Origin of the sequence: Kitasatospora sp. NPDC056076 (assembly GCF_042266305.1) — a bacterium.
In the GTDB taxonomy this organism is placed as follows: Bacteria; Actinomycetota; Actinomycetes; order Streptomycetales; family Streptomycetaceae; genus Kitasatospora.
Map to the genome: position 1 here is coordinate 38,130 of NZ_JBHJWG010000028.1, position 16,142 is coordinate 54,271.

Genomic DNA, 16,142 nt, shown 5'->3' on the forward strand with positions numbered 1-16,142 from the left:
AGTCGTGACCGCCCGAGCTGCCCCTGGTGCATCGTCAGTTGACGCCGCACGGTACGGTGGCACAACACCGAGGACGGTTGCGCGAAGACCGTCCCTCACGGATAGTCTTCGCCTCACGGCCCTGGCGCCTCGTAGGGGTGGGAAAACTGATGGAACACATGCAAGTGCGGACTCGGCCCCGTGTGCCGGCGGTCCAGTGCGGTGTCGGCGCGACCGGCCGCCGGATCGAGCGACACCTGGCCGTGCTCGGCGCGCCCGCGCTCCCGGCGGTGGACACCGCCGAGGCGCTCGGGTTGATAAGGGAGTTGACGCCGCGCGGCGCCGACACCCCGGCGGCGGCCCGCCGTCGCCACACCCGGGTCTCGCTGCTGGCGCCGCTGCGCCGGCTGCGCCGCAGCCTCTTCGGCGGGCGCGGCTGAGACCCTGGAGCAGGCCCGCGGCCTCGGCCCGGGACCGGCTCACGAACGACCCGACGGACCACCGGCCCGTCGGGTCGTCGGCGTATCCGGAGACGGGACCGCCAAATTGGTCTGAACCTTTTACCCTACGCGAGGCCGCCGCCCCCGCGTGGGCAGTCGGCGAGGCAGTACGCCCGACCGGTCGACCTGGGCCAGGATGGCGCCATGGCGGACAACAACCACTCCACGTCAGCCGGGGCGACCGGGTCCTTCCAGACCACCACCCTGGAGATCACCACCGGCAACCGCGAGGTCGCGCTGGACATCACCGACCGCTGCGCCGCGTTCCTCGACGAGCGGGCCGCCGGGCGGGACGGGCTGCTCAACGTCTTCGTCCCGCACGCCACCGCAGGGATCGCCGTCCTGGAGACCGGCTCGGGCAGCGACGACGACTTCCTCGCCACCCTGCGCGAGCTGCTCCCCGCGGACGACCGCTGGCGCCACCGGCACGGCAGCCCCGGCCACGGACGGGACCACGTGGTGCCCGGCCTGGTCGCCCCGCACGCCACCCTCCCGGTGCTCGGCGGCCAACTGGCCCTCGGCGTCTGGCAGTCCGTGGTGCTGATCGACACCAACGGCGACAACCCGCGCCGCACCGTGCGGCTGTCCTTCCTCGGCTGAGTGACGGGCCGGTCTGCGAGCCGGGCTGCGGGCCGGACTACGCGCTGAGCTACGGGCCGGACCACGGGCCGGACGACCCGCTGAGCTACGGGCCGAGCCTCGCGACGTGGCCGGCCACGGCCGCGAGGTAGCGCTCGATCGCCAGGTACTGGCAGAGCAGAGCGACCGGCCGGCCCAGCCGGGCGTACCAGGCGGACAGCCGGGAGAACGCGGCCACCTCGAACCACACCTCGCCGTCGGCGTCCATCGACACCAGGAACGACTCCTCCCCGCACTCCGGATGCCCCGGCAGGGTCCCGTACGCGAACCCGATCCGGTCCGGCCCGGCCACCGTCCACACCACCCGGCAGGGGATCACCAGCCTCGGCCACCGGCTGCCCGGCAGGCTCAGCCGCAGCAGCACGGTGGCCCCGTCCCGGACCGGCCCGCCCGGGTACACCGCGAACCCGGTCCCCAGCTGGCTGCCCCACCCGAGCACGTACCGCCCGGCCCGCTCCAGCACCTCCGGCCCCCGCCCCAGGTGCACCCGCCGGCGCAGGTGCGCGTACCCCTCCGGCAACGGCCCACCCCGGGTCGCCCCCACCTCCGCGTACGTCGGCCGGCCCGCCCGGGCCTCCCGCAACCGCCGCCGCAGACCCCCGGACCCACGAACCGTGCCGACTGTGCCGCTTGTGCCAACCATGCCGGCCACGCTAGCCCCGGGCCGCAGGCCCGCCTTGCGGCGGGGTGGGCGCGGGGAGTAGGAAGGCGGCATGAGTGAGAGCAGGACGGACGGCGCCGTGGTGGGCGGGGACGCGGCGGTCTGTGGGCCGGTGCCGGTGCCGGTGGGGGCGACGGAGGCGGCGTTGCGGGAGGACCCGGGGGCGGAGGGACCGCGGGCCGACTGCGTGCTGTGCGGTGAGCCGACGGTGCTGCCCGCCGACCAGCCGGGCAGCACCCTGTGCCCGACCTGTGCCTGGCAGCAGGCTCAGCGGATCGCCTGTTCGGGCTGAGCGGGCTGAGGGGGCCGGGTCGGCCGCTCGGGCCGAGCGCGTCGGGCTGAGCGGGCCGGGGCGTGTAGGGCGGGGTGGGCGTCAGGCGTCCTCCCGGCCGGCCAGGGCGAGGGTGGAGCCGTGGCGGCCCTTGCGGACCAGGAGCTGGGCCGGGATGCGGCTGCGCAGGTCGGCGACGTGGCTGACGATGCCGACGGCGCGGTCCCGCTCGCGCAGGCCGTCGAGGACGTCCATCACCTCCTCCAGGGACTGTTCGTCCAAGGTGCCGAAGCCCTCGTCGATGAAGAGCGTGTCCAGCGGCATCCCGCCGGCCTCGTCGGTGACCACGTCGGCCAGGCCGAGGGCGAGGGAGAGCGAGGCAAAGAAGCTCTCGCCGCCGGAGAGGGTGGCGGTGTCCCGCTCGGTGCCCGTCCAGGCGTCGACGACGCGCAGGGCCAGTCCGGAGCGCTTGTTGCCGGTGCCGCGGTCGTCACTGTGGACCAGGGTGTAGCGGCCGCCGGACATCCGGACCAGCCGGTCGCTGGCCGCCGCCGCGACCTGCTCCAGCCGGGCCGCGAGCACGTACGACTCCAGCCGCATCCGCAGCCGGTTCTCGGTGGAGGTGCCGGCGGCCAGCGCGGCCAGCCGGTTGATCCGCCCGTACCGCTCCAGGGTCGGGGCCAGCTCGGCGGCCAACTCGCCCAGCCGGTCCCCGATCTCGGCGAGTGCCGCGCAGCGCTCCCGGGCGGCCGACCGGGCGGCGTGCGCCCGGCCGAGGCGGTCGGTGGCGGCGCTCAGCGCGGCCGCGGCGGCGGGCAGGTCGACCGGCGGACGGGCGGCGGCCTCGGCCAGTTCGGGCAGCGCCAACTCGTGCCGGACGGCGGCGGACTCCGCGCGGTGCCGCTCCAGCCGGGCCTCCAGCCGGTCCCGCTCCTCCCGGGGCAGCAGGACGGCGAGCGCGGCCCCGGCACCCGGGAAGCCCGCCGCGGCGGCGGCCTTGCCGAGTTCCTCCTCGGCCGCGTCGAGCCGCTCCCGCGCCTCCGACGCCGCCCGCGCGGCCCCGGCCACCGCGGCGACCGCCTCGGCGAGCCGGCCCAGCGTCGCGGCCCGGTCGGCGACCGAGGCGGCCGCGCCGCGCGCGGCCGACACCCTGGCGCTCAGCACCCGCTCGTCGTCCGCCAGGGCCTGCAGCCGGTCGGTGAGGACGGCGGCGCGCTCCTTGGCCTCGTTCAGCTCGTCCAGCCGACGGGTGCGGTCCTGCGACAGCCGGGCGATCTCCCGGCCGACCCGGCCGAGTGCCTCCGCCTCGTGCAGCGCGGCGCGGTGCTCCCGCTCCAGCTCGGCGAGCGAGCGCGCGAGCACCTCCGCGGCCTCGGGGCCGGCCGCACCGGTGGCCGTCGCCTCGCGCACCCGCAGCGCGGTCAGCGCCTGGTCGGCCTCGCCCCAGGCCCGCTCGGCGGCGGCCTGCGCCCGACCGGCCCGCTCCTCGTCCTCGGCGCTCACCCGGCCGCCGCCGGCGGCCTCGGCGGGCGCCGGGTGCTCGGCCGAGCCGCAGACCCGGCAGGCCTCGCCCGAGCGGAGCTGCTCGGCCAACTCGGCGGCCATGCCGGCCAGTCGGCGGTCCCGCAGGTCCAGGCCGAACTCACGGGCGTCCAGCGCGGCCGTGCGCAGCTCGGCGGCCCTCGGCTCGGCCGCCGCGATCTCCACCCGCAGGCCGTCCCGCTCCCGGGCGGCGGCCAGGCGGGTGGTCGACTCGGCGCGCCGGCCGTCCAGTTGCTCGACCCGGACGCCCGCCGTCCGGGCCCGTTCCTGCTGCTCCTCCAGGCGGCCCAGCTCGCCGTCGAACTCGGCCAGCCAGTCCTCGGCCTCCTCGGCCCGCTCCTCGGCGCCGCGCCGCTCCGCCGCCAGGGCGAGCTGCTCGCGGGCGAGTTCGGCGCAACGCCGCTCCTCCGCCCGGGCCGTCTCCAACCGGACCACCTCGGCGCGCAGCCGTAGTTCCGCGTCGGCCAGCTCGGCGGCACCGGCCCCGGCCCCGGCCGGGACGTGCTCCGCGACCCCGGTACGGGCCAGGGCCTCCCGGCGCCGCTGCTCCGTCTCCCGGGCCCGGCCGAGCGCCTCGGCCGCGCTCTCCCGCAGGCGCAGCGCGGATTCCACGCCGACCGCCTCCTGGGCGGCCGCGAGCCGCTGCCGGTCGCGCGCCGCGGCCGGTTCGAAGGCCGCCAGCCGGTCGGCCTCGGCCAGTGCCTCCCGGTGCCGGCGCTGGCGGGCGGCGAGCTCCTCGGCGCCTTCGCGCCCGTGCTGGGCGGCCCGGTGAGCGGCCTCGGCGCCCGCGAGGGCGGCCTCGGCGACGGTGAGCTGCTCGGCCGCGCCGCCGCGCAGGATCGCGGCCCAGCCGAGCAGCCCGGGGGCGAGGTCGGCGTCGCCGTCCTCGGCCGGCACCCACGCCCCGGCGGGTTCGGCCCCGGGGCCGGCGGCCTGCTCGGCCTTGCTGGCGAGGTCCCGCAGGCGTCGGCGTCCGGCCTGGACGGCCGATTCCTGGGTGCGGCGCCGGTCGGCGAGCCAGGCCTCGACGTGCCCGTAGCGCTCGGTGTCGAAGAGGCGGCGCAGCAGCTTGCCGCGCTCCTCGGAGTCCCCCTTGAGGAAGCGGGCGAAGTCACCCTGCGGCAGCAGCACCACCTGGCAGAACTGTTCCCGGCTCATGCCGATCAGCCGGTGGATCTCCTCCCCGGCCTCCTGGTGCGACTTGCTGACCGGCTGCCAGCCGGGGGCGCCGTCGCCCGCGTCGGCGGTCCACGCGCGCAGCAGGGTCTGCGGCCGCTCGACGGTGGTGCCGGGGCCGACCTTCTTCGGCCGGCGCTGCTCGGGCAGCCGGGTGATCCGCAGCCGCCGCCCGCCCAGCGTCAGCTCCAGCTCGACCTGGGTCAGCTGTCCGGGGTCGGCGTGGTCGCTGCGCAGCCGGTTGGCCCGGCGGGCGTTGGGCGTCTCGCCGTACAGCGCGAAGCAGACCGCGTCCAGCACGCTGCTCTTGCCCGCGCCCGTCGCCCCGCGCAGCAGGAACAGCCCGCCGGCGGCGAGCGCGTCGAAGTCCACCGTCTCGCTGCCCGCGAACGGGCCGAAGGCGGTGACGGTGAGCCGGTGCAGCCTCATCGGGGCAGGTCCGCCTTCCGGTCGGCGTCCGTGCGGACGTGCTCGAAGCCCTCGCGCAGCCAGCCGAGCTCGTCCGGCTCCGGCTCGGCCCCGGGGCGGACGTGCCGCAGGAAGCCCTCGGCGATCTCCAGGTCCTCCCGGCCGCTGACCCGGGAGGCGTACGACCGGGCCGGCTCGGTGCCGCCGTCCTCGGGGTCGAACAGCAGCTGGAGGGTGTGCGGGAAGCGGCGGCGCAGCTGCTCCATCGGCTCGCCCGGGCGGGCGGCGTCGGTGAGCGTGGCCTGCACCCAGGACTGCTCGTCCTCGGTGTACCTCTCGTCGGTGAGCAGCTCGGCGAGGGTGCCGCGCAGGGCGGCGAGGGCACGCGGCCGGGGGCAGTCGACCCGCTCGGCCGCCACCGTGCCGTCGGCGGCGAGGTCGACCAGCCACATGGTCTTGCGCTGGCGCGCCTCGGAGAAGGAGTAGGCGAGCGGGGAGCCGCTGTACCGCAGGTGGGGGGCGAGGGTCTGGCAGCCGTGGAGGTGGCCGAGCGCGGCGTAGTGCACCCCGTCGAACACCGAGGCGGGGACGGCGGCGACCCCGCCGACGGCGATGTCCCGCTCGCTGTCGCTCGGTGCTCCGCCGGTGACGAAGGCGTGCGCGAGCACCACCGCCCGCGTCCCTTCCGGGCGGGCCGCCAGGTCGGCCCGGACCTGCTCCATCGCCGCGCCGAGCACCGCCGCGTGCCCGCCCTTGGCCAGGCCGAAGCGCTCCCGGACCAGCGTCGGCTCCAGGTAGGGCAGCCCGTACACCGCCACCGGGCCGTGCTCGTCCGCCAGCAGGACGGGCTCGGCGCACGCGCCCGGGTCCGTCCGCAGGTGGATCCCGGCGCGCCCGATCAGGCCGGCGCCGACGCCGAGGCGGCGGGCCGAGTCGTGGTTGCCGCTGATGAAGACCGTCGGGACCCCGAGCTCCGCCAGCCGGTGCAGCACGTCGTCGAACAGCGCGACCGCGTCCAGGCTGGGCAGCGCCCGGTCGTACACGTCCCCGGCGACCAGCACGGCGTCCACGCCCTCGGACCGGACCACCTCCACGAGGTGGTCCAGGAAGGCGCGCTGGGCGTCGTGCAGGCTCTCCCGGTGGAACGAGCGCCCGAGATGCCAGTCGGAGGTATGCAGCAGTCGCATGGTCCCCGACCCTAACGCCCGGCACTGACAATCCCGGCCTGCTCAGTGGCCACGGGGGGTTGTCCGCTGGGCGAGCCGAGGGCGGGCGGTGGGCGAGTGGCGGGTGGACGGTGGGCGGGGGGTCGACGAGGGGCTCATGTTTGCCCCTTGGCGGGCTGCGGTGGACGGCCCTGGGGGCAAATGTTGCTCCTCTGGGGAGCCTCGGGCGCCGGTGTTCGATTACTCGGGGTGGATTGTCAGTGGCTCTGTGTATGTTCCGTGGCGTCGGCGGATCCGGGGGTCGGAGGCCGACGGGACAGGAGGAGACCATGACCGTGCGGGAGTCGGTGTACGAGGTGTTGGGCGTCGTGGTGGTGCGGAAGCGGCTGCTGTCCGGCGGGCGGAGGCCGGGGTCCGGGCCCGGGAACGCATCCGGGCCCGGGAGCGGGCCCGGGGGTGGGGTCGGCCCCGGGTTCGGGCGGCCGTCGGCGGGTGGGCCCGGTGGGGCCGCGCCGCCGGGCGCGGGGCGACCGCCGGGTGCGCGGGCCGTCGGGGCCGGGGGAGCCGGGGCGCGGGGGCGGCGCGACGGCCGGGCCCGCGGGGCGCCGCCCCAGCCGGTGGCGGTGGCGCTGGCCGTCGAGGCGGAGGACTTCGCCGTGCTGGCCGAGTACGGGCTGTTCGGCGCGCTCGGGCACCGGGAGTACCTGGTGCGGGCGGAGGAGCAGCTCAGGGGCCTGTACCAGCAGGGGCTGGAGGTGCACCTGCGCGTCCTGGAGGCGGGTGACTTCGAGGACTACTGCGCCGCGCTCGGCCTCGACCCCCGGGCGTCGGCCGCCCGGGTCGCGTACGCGGGGGATCCGGAGCTCGCCGGGGAGCCCTTCGTCTACGCGGGGGAGCCGATGGCCGACCTCCTCCCGGTGCTGCTGGACGACCACCGGGCGCGGGTGCGGATGTCCGTCGGCTGTGCGGCGCTGCTCGACGTGCTGGGCGACGACCTGGCCGGGCAGCGGCGGATGGCGGCCGTGATGCGGTACGTGACGTCCGTGTACCTGGCGCTGGCCGAGGGCGCGGGGGAGGGCTGCCACCTGCTGACGCTGCGCTGCCACGGCCCGGAGGACGGTGAGCAGCTCACCTCGGCGGTGGACGTCTGCGTCGAGGCGGGGCGGCTGCTACCCGCCGGGCGGGACGTGGAGGCGTTCTGCGTCACGCTCGCGGCCGGCGTGGCCTCGGGCGGTGCGGGGGCGTTGCTGCTGCACGGCGATCCGGCCGCGTCGCCGTACCGGTCGGCGGGCCACGCGGCGGACCGGGCCCCGGACCGGGCCCCGGACTGGGAGGCGGACCGACCCTCGGACCACCCTTCGGGGCGGTCGGCGAGCGCTCCGAAGGGCGGGCTCGCGGACGGGGCGAGGAGCGGTCCGCGGGTGCGGGGCTGGGCGCTGGCCGGTGGGCGGCTGCGGCCGATGACCGCCCACGAGGTGTTCGACGAGCTGGCCGACGACGCGGCGCGCGGGCTGCCCTTCCCGCCCGGTGCGGTCCCGCAGCCGGGGTTCCCGCTGCCGGGCCTCCCGGAGGCCGGGGGCGGGGGTGGGCTGCTGGGGTGATCAGGGCGTTCGCGGCCTCCGCATCCACCATGCGGCGCTGGGGACTGTTCATCGACCGCCTGTTCGGGGAAGATCGGAGAAGATCAACAGCAGGAGTGCGCGGTCCCCCACGCCGCCACTCCGGTCGCTCCGCTCCGTACCGTGCTCCGTAGGGTCCGGCGAGCCCGACACCGAGAGGGGGGACGCGCGGCATGGGCCGGATCGAGTTCACGGCGGAGATCGCCGAGCTGCTCGGGAAGGTGCGCCGGCGTCCCACGGCGGGTTGGCCGTGGCGGCCGGGTGAGCAGGTGCCGGAGGGGCTGCCGATGAAGCAGTCCTGGGGCTGGCTGTTCGCCCCGGACGGCCGGGTGCTGACCCTGGTCAACCCCCGGGACGGGATCTGCTCGCTGCCCGGCGGCTCGCTGGAGCCGGAGGACGACGGCGACCCGGCCGCCGCCCTGGCGCGGGAGGCGGGGGAGGAGGCCCAGGCCGTGATCGGCCGGCCGTACTACCTCGGCTACCTGTACGACCGGGTCGGCTCGGCGAACGGCGGGCACGAGTGCGCCCGGGTCCGGATGGCGGCGGCGCTGCGGGCGGTCGGTCCGAGCGCGGCCGATCCGGCCTCGGGCCGGCACTACCGGCGGCTGCTGGTCGCGCCGGGGCTCGCGGTCGAGCTGCTGGGCTGGGGCGAGCCCGGGCTGCGCCAGGCCCGGGCGGCGGTCGCCACCGCCGTCCACTGGCTCGGCGTGCCGGCCGCTGCGAACGAGGAGATCGAGGAGCTCCCGGTCGAGGGCTGCACGGTCTTCCCCGGCCCGGTGTACCCGGGCGGCGGACGCGTCCCGCGGTACTGAACCGGGCCCCCGGAACGCGGCCGGCGGCGCGCCGTCCCCGGAGCAGGGCTGCCCGGCGGCGGGCGCGGAACTGACGCACCGGCGGCCGCAGCCTGACCGGTGGCTGACGACGAGCTGACTTCTCGGAAGTTTTTTGTCTACACGCGATGACCGACGCGCGTCGACGTACACCCACACCCACCTGGGCGAACTCACGCTCGGTCGGTGGTAGTTCACGTTTGCGCTATCAGACGGCCCGTCAATGTCCTTGGCATGAGCGCTTCCGTGTCGGGCTACTGCCTGGTATCCCTTCTGTGACCCGCGTCATATCAGGAGGTGCCATGCTCCGCCCTGCTCGTGCCCTGTCCGTCGCCGCCATTGCGGCCGGTCTCACCATGACGACGCTCTTCACGGCGTCAGCCGCCGACGCGGCGGGTGTCAACTACGTCGCCCTCGGGGACTCGTACTCGGCCGGCGTCGGCGCCGGTAGCTACCTGAGCGACAGTGGTAGCTGCAAGCGCAGCACCAATGCGTACGCGTACCTGTGGAAGAACACGAACAAGCCGTCCTCCTTCTCCTTCGTGGCCTGTTCGGGGGCGAGAACCGGCGATGTGCTCAACAGTCAGGTCTCCGCGCTGAACAGCGGCACCACGCTGGTCAGCCTGTCGATCGGTGGCAACGACGCGGGCTTCGCCGACACGATGAAGACCTGCGTGCTGGGCTCGGACAGCGACTGCCTCAACGCCGTCAACACGGCGAAGAGCTACGCGACCAACACCCTGCCCGGCCAGCTGGACCGGGTGTACTCCGCCATCAAGGCCAAGGCTCCGAAGGCCCACGTCGTGGTGATGGGCTACCCGCACCTGTACAAGGTCGGCGGCGACTGCATCTTCGGCATCGGTGACACCAAGCGTGCCGCCATCAACGGTGCGGCCGACACCCTGGACGGCGTGATCGCCAAGCGGGTCGCCAACGCCGGCTTCACCTTCGGCGACGTGCGCAGCGCCTTCGCCGAGCACGAGATCTGCGGCTCGCAGAGCACCTGGCTGCACAGCACCACGCTGCCGATCGACGAGAGCTACCACCCGAACTCGGCCGGCCAGTCCGGGGGTTACCTCCCGGTGTTCAGCCGCTCCTGAGCGAAGCGGCGTCGAGTGCGTCGGTGCCGGGCGGCCACGGCCGGCGGGCACCGGCGCGTTGTTCCGTGCCGGAGCGCGCGTCCGCCTGTGCGTGTCCGCGGGTGCGCCGGCGCCCGGGGTGGCGGTCGGCGTGAACTGACCTTGCACGCGCGGCAGTTCACTTCCGCGCCAGCAGACTGCCCGTCAATGTCTTTGGCATGAACGCTTCCGTGTTCGATTACCGCTTGGTATCCCTTTCTGTGACCCGCGTCATACCTGGAGGTGCGATGCTCCGCCCTGCCCGTGCCCTCTCCGTCGCCGCGATCGCGGCGGCCCTCACCATGACGACGCTCTTCACGGCGTCAGCCGCCAACGCGGCCGGCGTGAACTACGTCGCCCTCGGCGACTCCTACTCGGCCGGCGTCGGTGCCGGCAACTACCTGGGCGACAGCGGCAGCTGCAAGCGCAGCGCCAACGCGTACGCCGAGCTCTGGACGAACGCGAACTCCCCGGCCTCCTTCTCCTTCGTCGCCTGCTCGGGCGCGAGAACCGGTGACATCCTCAACAGCCAGATCTCCGCGCTGAACAGCGGCACCACGCTGGTCAGCCTCTCGGTCGGCGGCAACGACGCGGGCTTCTCCAGCACCATGAAGACCTGCGTGCTGGGCTCCGACAGCGACTGCCTCAACGCCGTCAGCACGGCCGAGAGCTACGCGACCAACACGCTGCCCGGCCAGCTGGACCAGGTGTACAACGCCATCAGCGCCAAGGCCCCGAACGCCCACGTCGTGGTGATGGGCTACCCGCACCTCTACCAGATCGGCGGCTACTGCCTCTTCGGCATCGGCGACACCAAGCGTGCCGCCATCAACGAGGCCGCCGACACCCTGGACGGCGTGATCGCCAAGGAGGTCGCCAACGCCGGCTTCACCTTCGGCGACGTGCGTGACGTCTTCTCCGGCCACGAGATCTGCGGCTCGCAGGACACCTGGCTGCACAGCACCACCCTGCCGATCGACGAGAGCTACCACCCCAACTCGGCCGGCCAGGCCAACGGCTACCTCCCGGTGTTCAGCCAGTCCTGAGCGTCCGCGCTCTGCCGCTCTGCCGCTCTGCCGCTCCGCCGTCCCGTCGGGTCGCCATCCCGGTGGGCTGACGATGTGACGCCGGTGCCGCCGTCCCCTCCCAGGTCCTGGGAAGGGACGGCGGCACCGCCGCGTCAGCGCCCGGTGCCGGGGTCCGGCCGCACCGGCGGGAAGGGGATCCCGGCGAGAGCGGGCAGCAGCTCCGCCTCCTCGTGGGCGAGGTGAGCCTCCAACTCGGCTGACATCCGGTCCAGTTCGGAGCGGAGCTGATCCGGATCCGTGACCTCGATCCCGGCCAGCAGCGCCAGCAGCTCCTCCTTGATCCGTCCGATCGCCCGGTGCTGCTCACCGAGCCGCTCCAGCACTCCGGCGAGTTCGGGGTGGCTGCGCGCGAGGGCGGGGAAGATCGCGGAGTCCTCGCCGGTGTGGTGGTGCGTCAGCCCCTCGCAGAACGCCAGGCAGTGCTGGCGCAGTTGCAGCCCGAGCCCGGCCGGGCGGCCGGGGGAGTGGGCTTGGGCCTCGGCCCGGACGTGGCGCAGTTGGGCCCGCAGCCAGCTGTGCGCCTCCAGCAGCTTGTCGGCCAGGCTGCGGACGTCGCGCGGGTGGCCCGGCGGCGCTTCGGGGCGCTCCAGGACGACCACCGGCAACTCCCGCTCGGTGTGGGCCTGGTAGTCGCCGTACCCGGGTGCCCGGCGGACGACGGCGGCGAACAGTCGCTCCCGGCGCGGGCCTTCGGCGGGTACCGCGATCGCGTCGAAGGTCTCGGTGCCGAGCTCGACCCTGACCACGGGGTGGGCCAGCAGATTGCGGTACCACTGCAGGTGTTCCGGCGCGCCGGCCGCCGAGGCGATGACCAGGAGCAGCCCCTCGGACCGGACGTACCCGAGCGGTACGGTGTGCGGCCGGCCGGAGTGCGCCCCGGTGGTGGTCAGCAACAGCAGGTCGCCGCCCTCGAACGGACCGCCGACCCGGCCGTCGTTGGCGCGGAACTCCTTGATGACATTCAGGTTGAAGGACATGGGCATGTGTGTGGTGAAGTCTCCTGCGAGTGAGGGGGCGCGGCCACACACGGCATCACGCGACGAACGGGCGGACACCGTGGTGGCCGCCTGGGTCAGATCAGGGCAGCGGAGAAGGTACTCATCGCGCATCGTCCCTTTGCGTGCAAGGTGCTGGCCCGACTGCCGGCCGGCCCACTTCTCTGTGGCCGACGCCGCGCTGCACACCCCCATGAGACGTGGGCCGTGGATGCCGTGTCAATAGGCGTGATCACCGTGGAGCGTGCGCGGGGAGAGGGGGTGGGGCCGACGGTGGCAGCGACGGGACGACCGCGAAGGGATGACGGGTAACAGATGACAGATAACAGAGAACAGCTGACAGATTTCATCATCTGAAATCTGTCAGCTGTCATGCGTCGACTGCCATCCGTTCGCCGCCCGGGGGCGGGCCGGTCAGTGCAGGTAGTCGATCAGCCCGGCCGGCTTGAGGCCCGCGGCGTCGGCGTCGGCGAGGGCGCGGGGCAGGTCGGTGGCGAGGGTGTCGGTCCAGTGCATCAGGATCACGTCGCCCGGCTGGAGCGGGCCCGGGTGCCAGATGTTGGAGGCGCCCCAGCTGTAGTCGGCGTCGGCGGTCAGCACGGTGCGGATGCCGCAGTTCGCGGCGGCCTGCAGGGTGTCGGCGTTCCAGGCGAAGAACGGCGGGCGGAACACCACGGGCGCGGTGCCGAACAGCCGGGTCATCGCGTCGCGCGCGTCGCAGATCTCCACCTGCTGCTGCTCCAGGGGGAGTTTGCTCAGGTCGGAGTGCGAGACGCTGTGGTCCTGCACGGAGGAGCCGGGCACGGCGGTGACCCGCTTGAAGAAGTCCGGGTCGGTGCCGGCCGGCATCGGCAGCGGGAAGGCCGTGATCGGCAGGTGGTGGTCGGCGATGAAGCGTTCCGCCTCGGGGGTGCGCTGCCAGCCGTCGTCCACGGTGAAGAAGACGACCTTGTCGGTGGTCGGGATCGAGCCGGCCGCCACCGCCGGGGCGGGCGCCGGGCCGTCGACCCGTACGTCGTCCACCGAGAACGGGCCCTGCTGGTACCAGCCGTGCACGTACAGCCGGATGCTGTGGGCGTTCGGGCCGGTGGTGAAGCGGGTGGTCAGCTGCTGCCAGCCGCCGGAGGTGGTCTCGGTCCAGGCGGGGGCGACGTCCCGGCCGGTGCCGGTGGCGCCCAGGTAGACGAAGTTGCCGCGCACCCAGGCCGAGGCGGTGTAGGTGGTGCCGGGCTGGACGGCGACGGTCTGCGCGCACTCGCCGGTGGAGTCGTCGTTGGCCGGGGTGACGGTGAGCGCCGAGGTGCCGGAGTGTGCGCCGGAGGTGGTGACGGCCGCCTCGGCCGGGCCGCCGGTGCAGCTCCAGCCGGGGATGCTGCCCCAGTCGGCGAGGGCGGGGGAGGGCAGTTCGAAGCCGGGGTTGGTGGCCAGGTTGACGGTCGTGGCGCCCGCGCCGCCGGCGGGGGGGACGGGGGTCGCGGGGGAGGCCGTCGGGGAGGCCGTCGGGGAGGCGGAGGCCGCCGGGACGGCGAAGGCGGTGAGCAGCGCGACGGAGGCGGCCAGCGCGGACAGGCGCGTGGACATGGACACGTGAGGACTCCAGCAGGTGGGGGCACGCCCGTGGGGAGGGCGCGGAACGGGAATCTGGACCGTGGAACCGGGGCGCTCCCGGAGGGGCGGGAGCGGGTGGTGCAGGTGCGCCGCACTCGGACCGAAGAGCAACAATGGACTGGACCAATCCACCCGTCAAGGGAACGGCAGGTGAACCGCAGCGCGAACGATCCGTCCCGAAACGGGACAAGACGGTACGTCAGAAGACCTGCCCGACGGCATGGTTCGGACGGAGGTCAGGCCCGGCTCAGGAGAGGTACAGCTCCTCGATGTCCGTCGAGTAGTACTCCGCGATCGCCGTCCGCCGCAGCTTGAGCGAGGGGGTCAGCAGTCCCTGCTCCAGGCTGAACTCCCGTGGCAGCAGGCGGAACGCGCGGATCGACTCGGCCCGCGAGACGGCGGTGTTCGCCGCCGCCACCGCGCGCTGGACCTCGACGTGCAGCTGCTCGTCCGCCAGCACCGCCCAGGCGTCCAGTTGCTCCCGTCCGTGGGTCTTGAGCCAGTGCGCCAGCGCGGCCGGGTCGAGGGTGATCAGCGCCGCCACGTACGGGCGGTCGTCGCCGACCACCAGGCACTGGGAGACCAGCGGGTGCGCCTCGACCCGTTCCTCCAGTGCCGTCGGGGCGAGGTTCTTGCCGCTGCTGGTGACGATCAGGTCCTTCTTGCGGCCGGTGATGGTGAGGTAGCCGTCCTCGTCCAGCCGGCCCAGGTCGCCCGTCCCGAACCAGCCGTCGACCAGTGATTCCGCCGTGCACTGCGGGTGGTTGAGGTAGCCGCCGAAGACCGAGCCGCCGCGCACCCACACCTCGCCGTCGTCCGCGATGGCCACCGAGGCGCCCGGCACCGGCTGTCCGACGGTGCCGAGCTTCTGCCGGCCGGCCGGGTTGGCGGTGATCGCCGCGCTGGTCTCGGTGAGGCCGTAGCCCTCGTAGAACTGGAGCCCGGCGCCGGTGAAGAACAGGCCCAGGTCCCGCCGCAGCGAGGAGCCTCCGCACATCACGGTGCGCACCCGCCCGCCGAGCACGGCGCGCAGCTTCGGGTAGACGGTCCGCTCGTAGGCCAGGTGGCGCAGCCGCAGGGCCGTACCGGGCCCGGGGCCGCGGCCGAAGGCCTTCTGCTCCCGGGCGGCCGCCCAGTCGACGGCCACCTGCCGGGCCTGCTCGAAGAGTTCGCCGCGCCCGGCCTCCTCGGCGGCGCGCCTGGCCCGCTGGAAGATCTTCTCGAAGACGTACGGGACGGCGTGCAGGAAGGTCGGCCGGAAGCTCGCCAGGGCGGGCAGCAGCGCGTCGGTGGAGACCTCGGGGACGTGCCCGATCCGGAAGCCGCCGCGGATCGCCGCGATCTGCACCGCCCGTCCGTAGACGTGCGCCAGCGGTAGGAAGAGCAGGGTGGCGGGCTGGCCGCCACCGCCGGTGTCGCGCAGCACCTCGCCCCAGCCGGCGAGCAGCGAGTCGGCCTCGGCGGCCAGGTTGGCGTGGCTGATCAGGCAGCCCTTGGGGCGTCCGGTGGTGCCCGAGGTGTAGACCACGGTGGCGATGTTGGCGGCGGTGACGCCGAGCCGCTGGCGGTGCACCAGGGCGTCGGGGACGCCCAGGCCGTCCTCGGTGATCGCGGCGACGCAGTCGCGGTCCAGCTGCCAGATCCCGGTCAGGTCGGGCAGGGCGTCGCAGACCGCGCCGACGGTCATCGCGGCGTCCTCGTCCTCGACCAGGCAGGCCACCGCCTGGGTCTCGGCGAGGATCCAGCGGACCTGCTCGGGCGCGGCGGTGGGGTAGACCGGGACGGTGATCGCACCGATCGACCAGAGTGCGTAGTCGAACAGCGTCCACTCGTAACGCGTGCGGGACATCAGGGCGACCCGGTCGCCGTAGCGCACGCCGCGGGTCAGCAGGCCCTTGGCGAGGGCGAGGACGTCGTCCCGGAACTCCCGTGCGGTGACGTCCTGCCAACGTCCGTCGCCGGTCCGCCGGGACAGTTGCACCAGGTCGGGGCGGCGTTCGGCGGTGTCGTACAAGGAGTCGGCGAGTCCTCCGGTGGCCTCGGGCCCGGCCGGGGCGGGGGTGGTGAACTCGCGCACAGTCCTCCCCAGTTCGCGTCTCGCGGCGCTGTCCGTCGGCCCCGGCGCACGGGCACCGGGATGGCGGCGCCCGGTCGTGCGGGGTGGTGCGAAACTATCGGATCGGCCTGTCACTGCCCAGGGTTGTGACGGTGACGCGACGAGATCGACACCGGTCAGCACGGATGGTGTCGCAGTTGGGGAGGAGTCGCGGAGGCGGCGGTGGGTGCCCCGGGGGTGCCCCGGGAGCCGAGTGGGAGTCGTCGGTGACGGCACGGCGACGGGCCGGGGAGGAGGGGCCGGGTCCGGCTCGGGGTGGAGCGGGGTGGATCGCGGCCGTCCCCTGACGTGTCCGGGGCAAGGCGAAGAAGCGGAACGGTTCGACCCTCGAACGTGTGGTCAGGGCGTAGTAGAGTCTCGCAGACCCGTGACCGGGAGCCCCCGCAGCTCCCTGTCCAGGACTCCCCGAGTACCGCCCCGCCCGCC

Annotated in this window: 13 protein-coding genes; 7 read left to right on the top strand and 6 right to left on the bottom strand. The window is 74.5% G+C overall.

Annotation, left to right across the window (positions count from 1 at the left end):
- The first annotated feature begins 149 nt into the window (after nt 1–149).
- On the top strand, nt 150–419 hold the full coding sequence (locus tag ACFC1T_RS22950; protein ID WP_375891376.1) for a hypothetical protein: 270 nt from the start codon (nt 150–152) through the stop codon (nt 417–419).
- A 204-nt stretch (nt 420–623) separates the two neighbouring features.
- Nucleotides 624–1,079 (top strand): YjbQ family protein, encoded by a 456-nt coding sequence (locus ACFC1T_RS22955; protein WP_375891378.1) that lies wholly within the window; start codon nt 624–626, stop codon nt 1,077–1,079.
- Between the two features lie 85 nt (nt 1,080–1,164).
- Here ACFC1T_RS22955 and ACFC1T_RS22960 read toward each other — a convergent pair whose 3' ends face one another.
- The gene (locus tag ACFC1T_RS22960) at nt 1,165–1,638 is read right to left on the bottom strand and encodes a DUF1990 family protein (RefSeq protein WP_375891380.1); all 474 of its coding nucleotides are present in this window, start codon (nt 1,636–1,638) and stop codon (nt 1,165–1,167) included.
- Nucleotides 1,639–1,831: 193 nt separating this feature from the next.
- Between ACFC1T_RS22960 and ACFC1T_RS22965 the strand changes: the two genes are divergently transcribed.
- Nucleotides 1,832–2,071, top strand: coding sequence for a hypothetical protein (locus ACFC1T_RS22965; protein WP_375891382.1), 240 nt, complete (start codon nt 1,832–1,834; stop codon nt 2,069–2,071).
- Between the two features lie 81 nt (nt 2,072–2,152).
- Here the strand turns inward: ACFC1T_RS22965 and ACFC1T_RS22970 are convergent, their stop codons facing one another.
- Entirely contained in the window at nt 2,153–5,197 is a 3,045-nt protein-coding gene (locus ACFC1T_RS22970) for an AAA family ATPase (RefSeq protein WP_375891383.1), read from the bottom strand.
- The gene (locus tag ACFC1T_RS22975; RefSeq protein ID WP_375891385.1) at nt 5,194–6,363 is read right to left on the bottom strand and encodes an exonuclease SbcCD subunit D; all 1,170 of its coding nucleotides are present in this window, start codon (nt 6,361–6,363) and stop codon (nt 5,194–5,196) included. The genes ACFC1T_RS22970 and ACFC1T_RS22975 overlap by 4 nt, the downstream gene beginning before the upstream one ends.
- Before the next feature lie 602 nt (nt 6,364–6,965).
- Between ACFC1T_RS22975 and ACFC1T_RS22980 the strand changes: the two genes are divergently transcribed.
- From ACFC1T_RS22980 to ACFC1T_RS22995, 4 genes are all read left to right on the top strand, one after another.
- The gene (locus tag ACFC1T_RS22980; protein WP_375891386.1) at nt 6,966–7,943 is read left to right on the top strand and encodes a hypothetical protein; all 978 of its coding nucleotides are present in this window, start codon (nt 6,966–6,968) and stop codon (nt 7,941–7,943) included.
- Between the two features lie 191 nt (nt 7,944–8,134).
- The gene (locus ACFC1T_RS22985) at nt 8,135–8,773 is read left to right on the top strand and encodes a hypothetical protein (RefSeq protein WP_375891388.1); all 639 of its coding nucleotides are present in this window, start codon (nt 8,135–8,137) and stop codon (nt 8,771–8,773) included.
- Between the two features lie 320 nt (nt 8,774–9,093).
- A complete protein-coding gene (locus tag ACFC1T_RS22990; protein ID WP_375891390.1) occupies nt 9,094–9,891 on the top strand; it encodes an SGNH/GDSL hydrolase family protein in 798 nt (265 codons plus the stop codon).
- A 266-nt stretch (nt 9,892–10,157) separates the two neighbouring features.
- Nucleotides 10,158–10,955, top strand: a complete 798-nt coding sequence (locus tag ACFC1T_RS22995; protein WP_375891392.1) for an SGNH/GDSL hydrolase family protein — start codon at nt 10,158–10,160, stop codon at nt 10,953–10,955.
- Between the two features lie 134 nt (nt 10,956–11,089).
- Here ACFC1T_RS22995 and ACFC1T_RS23000 read toward each other — a convergent pair whose 3' ends face one another.
- The 3 genes from ACFC1T_RS23000 to ACFC1T_RS23010 all read right to left on the bottom strand — a co-directional run bounded on the left by ACFC1T_RS23000 (nt 11,090) and on the right by ACFC1T_RS23010 (nt 15,677).
- A complete protein-coding gene (locus ACFC1T_RS23000) occupies nt 11,090–11,980 on the bottom strand; it encodes a nitroreductase/quinone reductase family protein (RefSeq protein WP_375891394.1) in 891 nt (296 codons plus the stop codon).
- Nucleotides 11,981–12,406: 426 nt separating this feature from the next.
- The gene (locus ACFC1T_RS23005; protein WP_375891474.1) at nt 12,407–13,573 is read right to left on the bottom strand and encodes a polysaccharide deacetylase family protein; all 1,167 of its coding nucleotides are present in this window, start codon (nt 13,571–13,573) and stop codon (nt 12,407–12,409) included.
- A gap of 274 nt (nt 13,574–13,847) precedes the next feature.
- On the bottom strand, nt 13,848–15,677 hold the full coding sequence (locus ACFC1T_RS23010; RefSeq protein WP_375891396.1) for an AMP-dependent synthetase/ligase: 1,830 nt from the start codon (nt 15,675–15,677) through the stop codon (nt 13,848–13,850).
- Nucleotides 15,678–16,142: the final 465 nt, after the last annotated feature.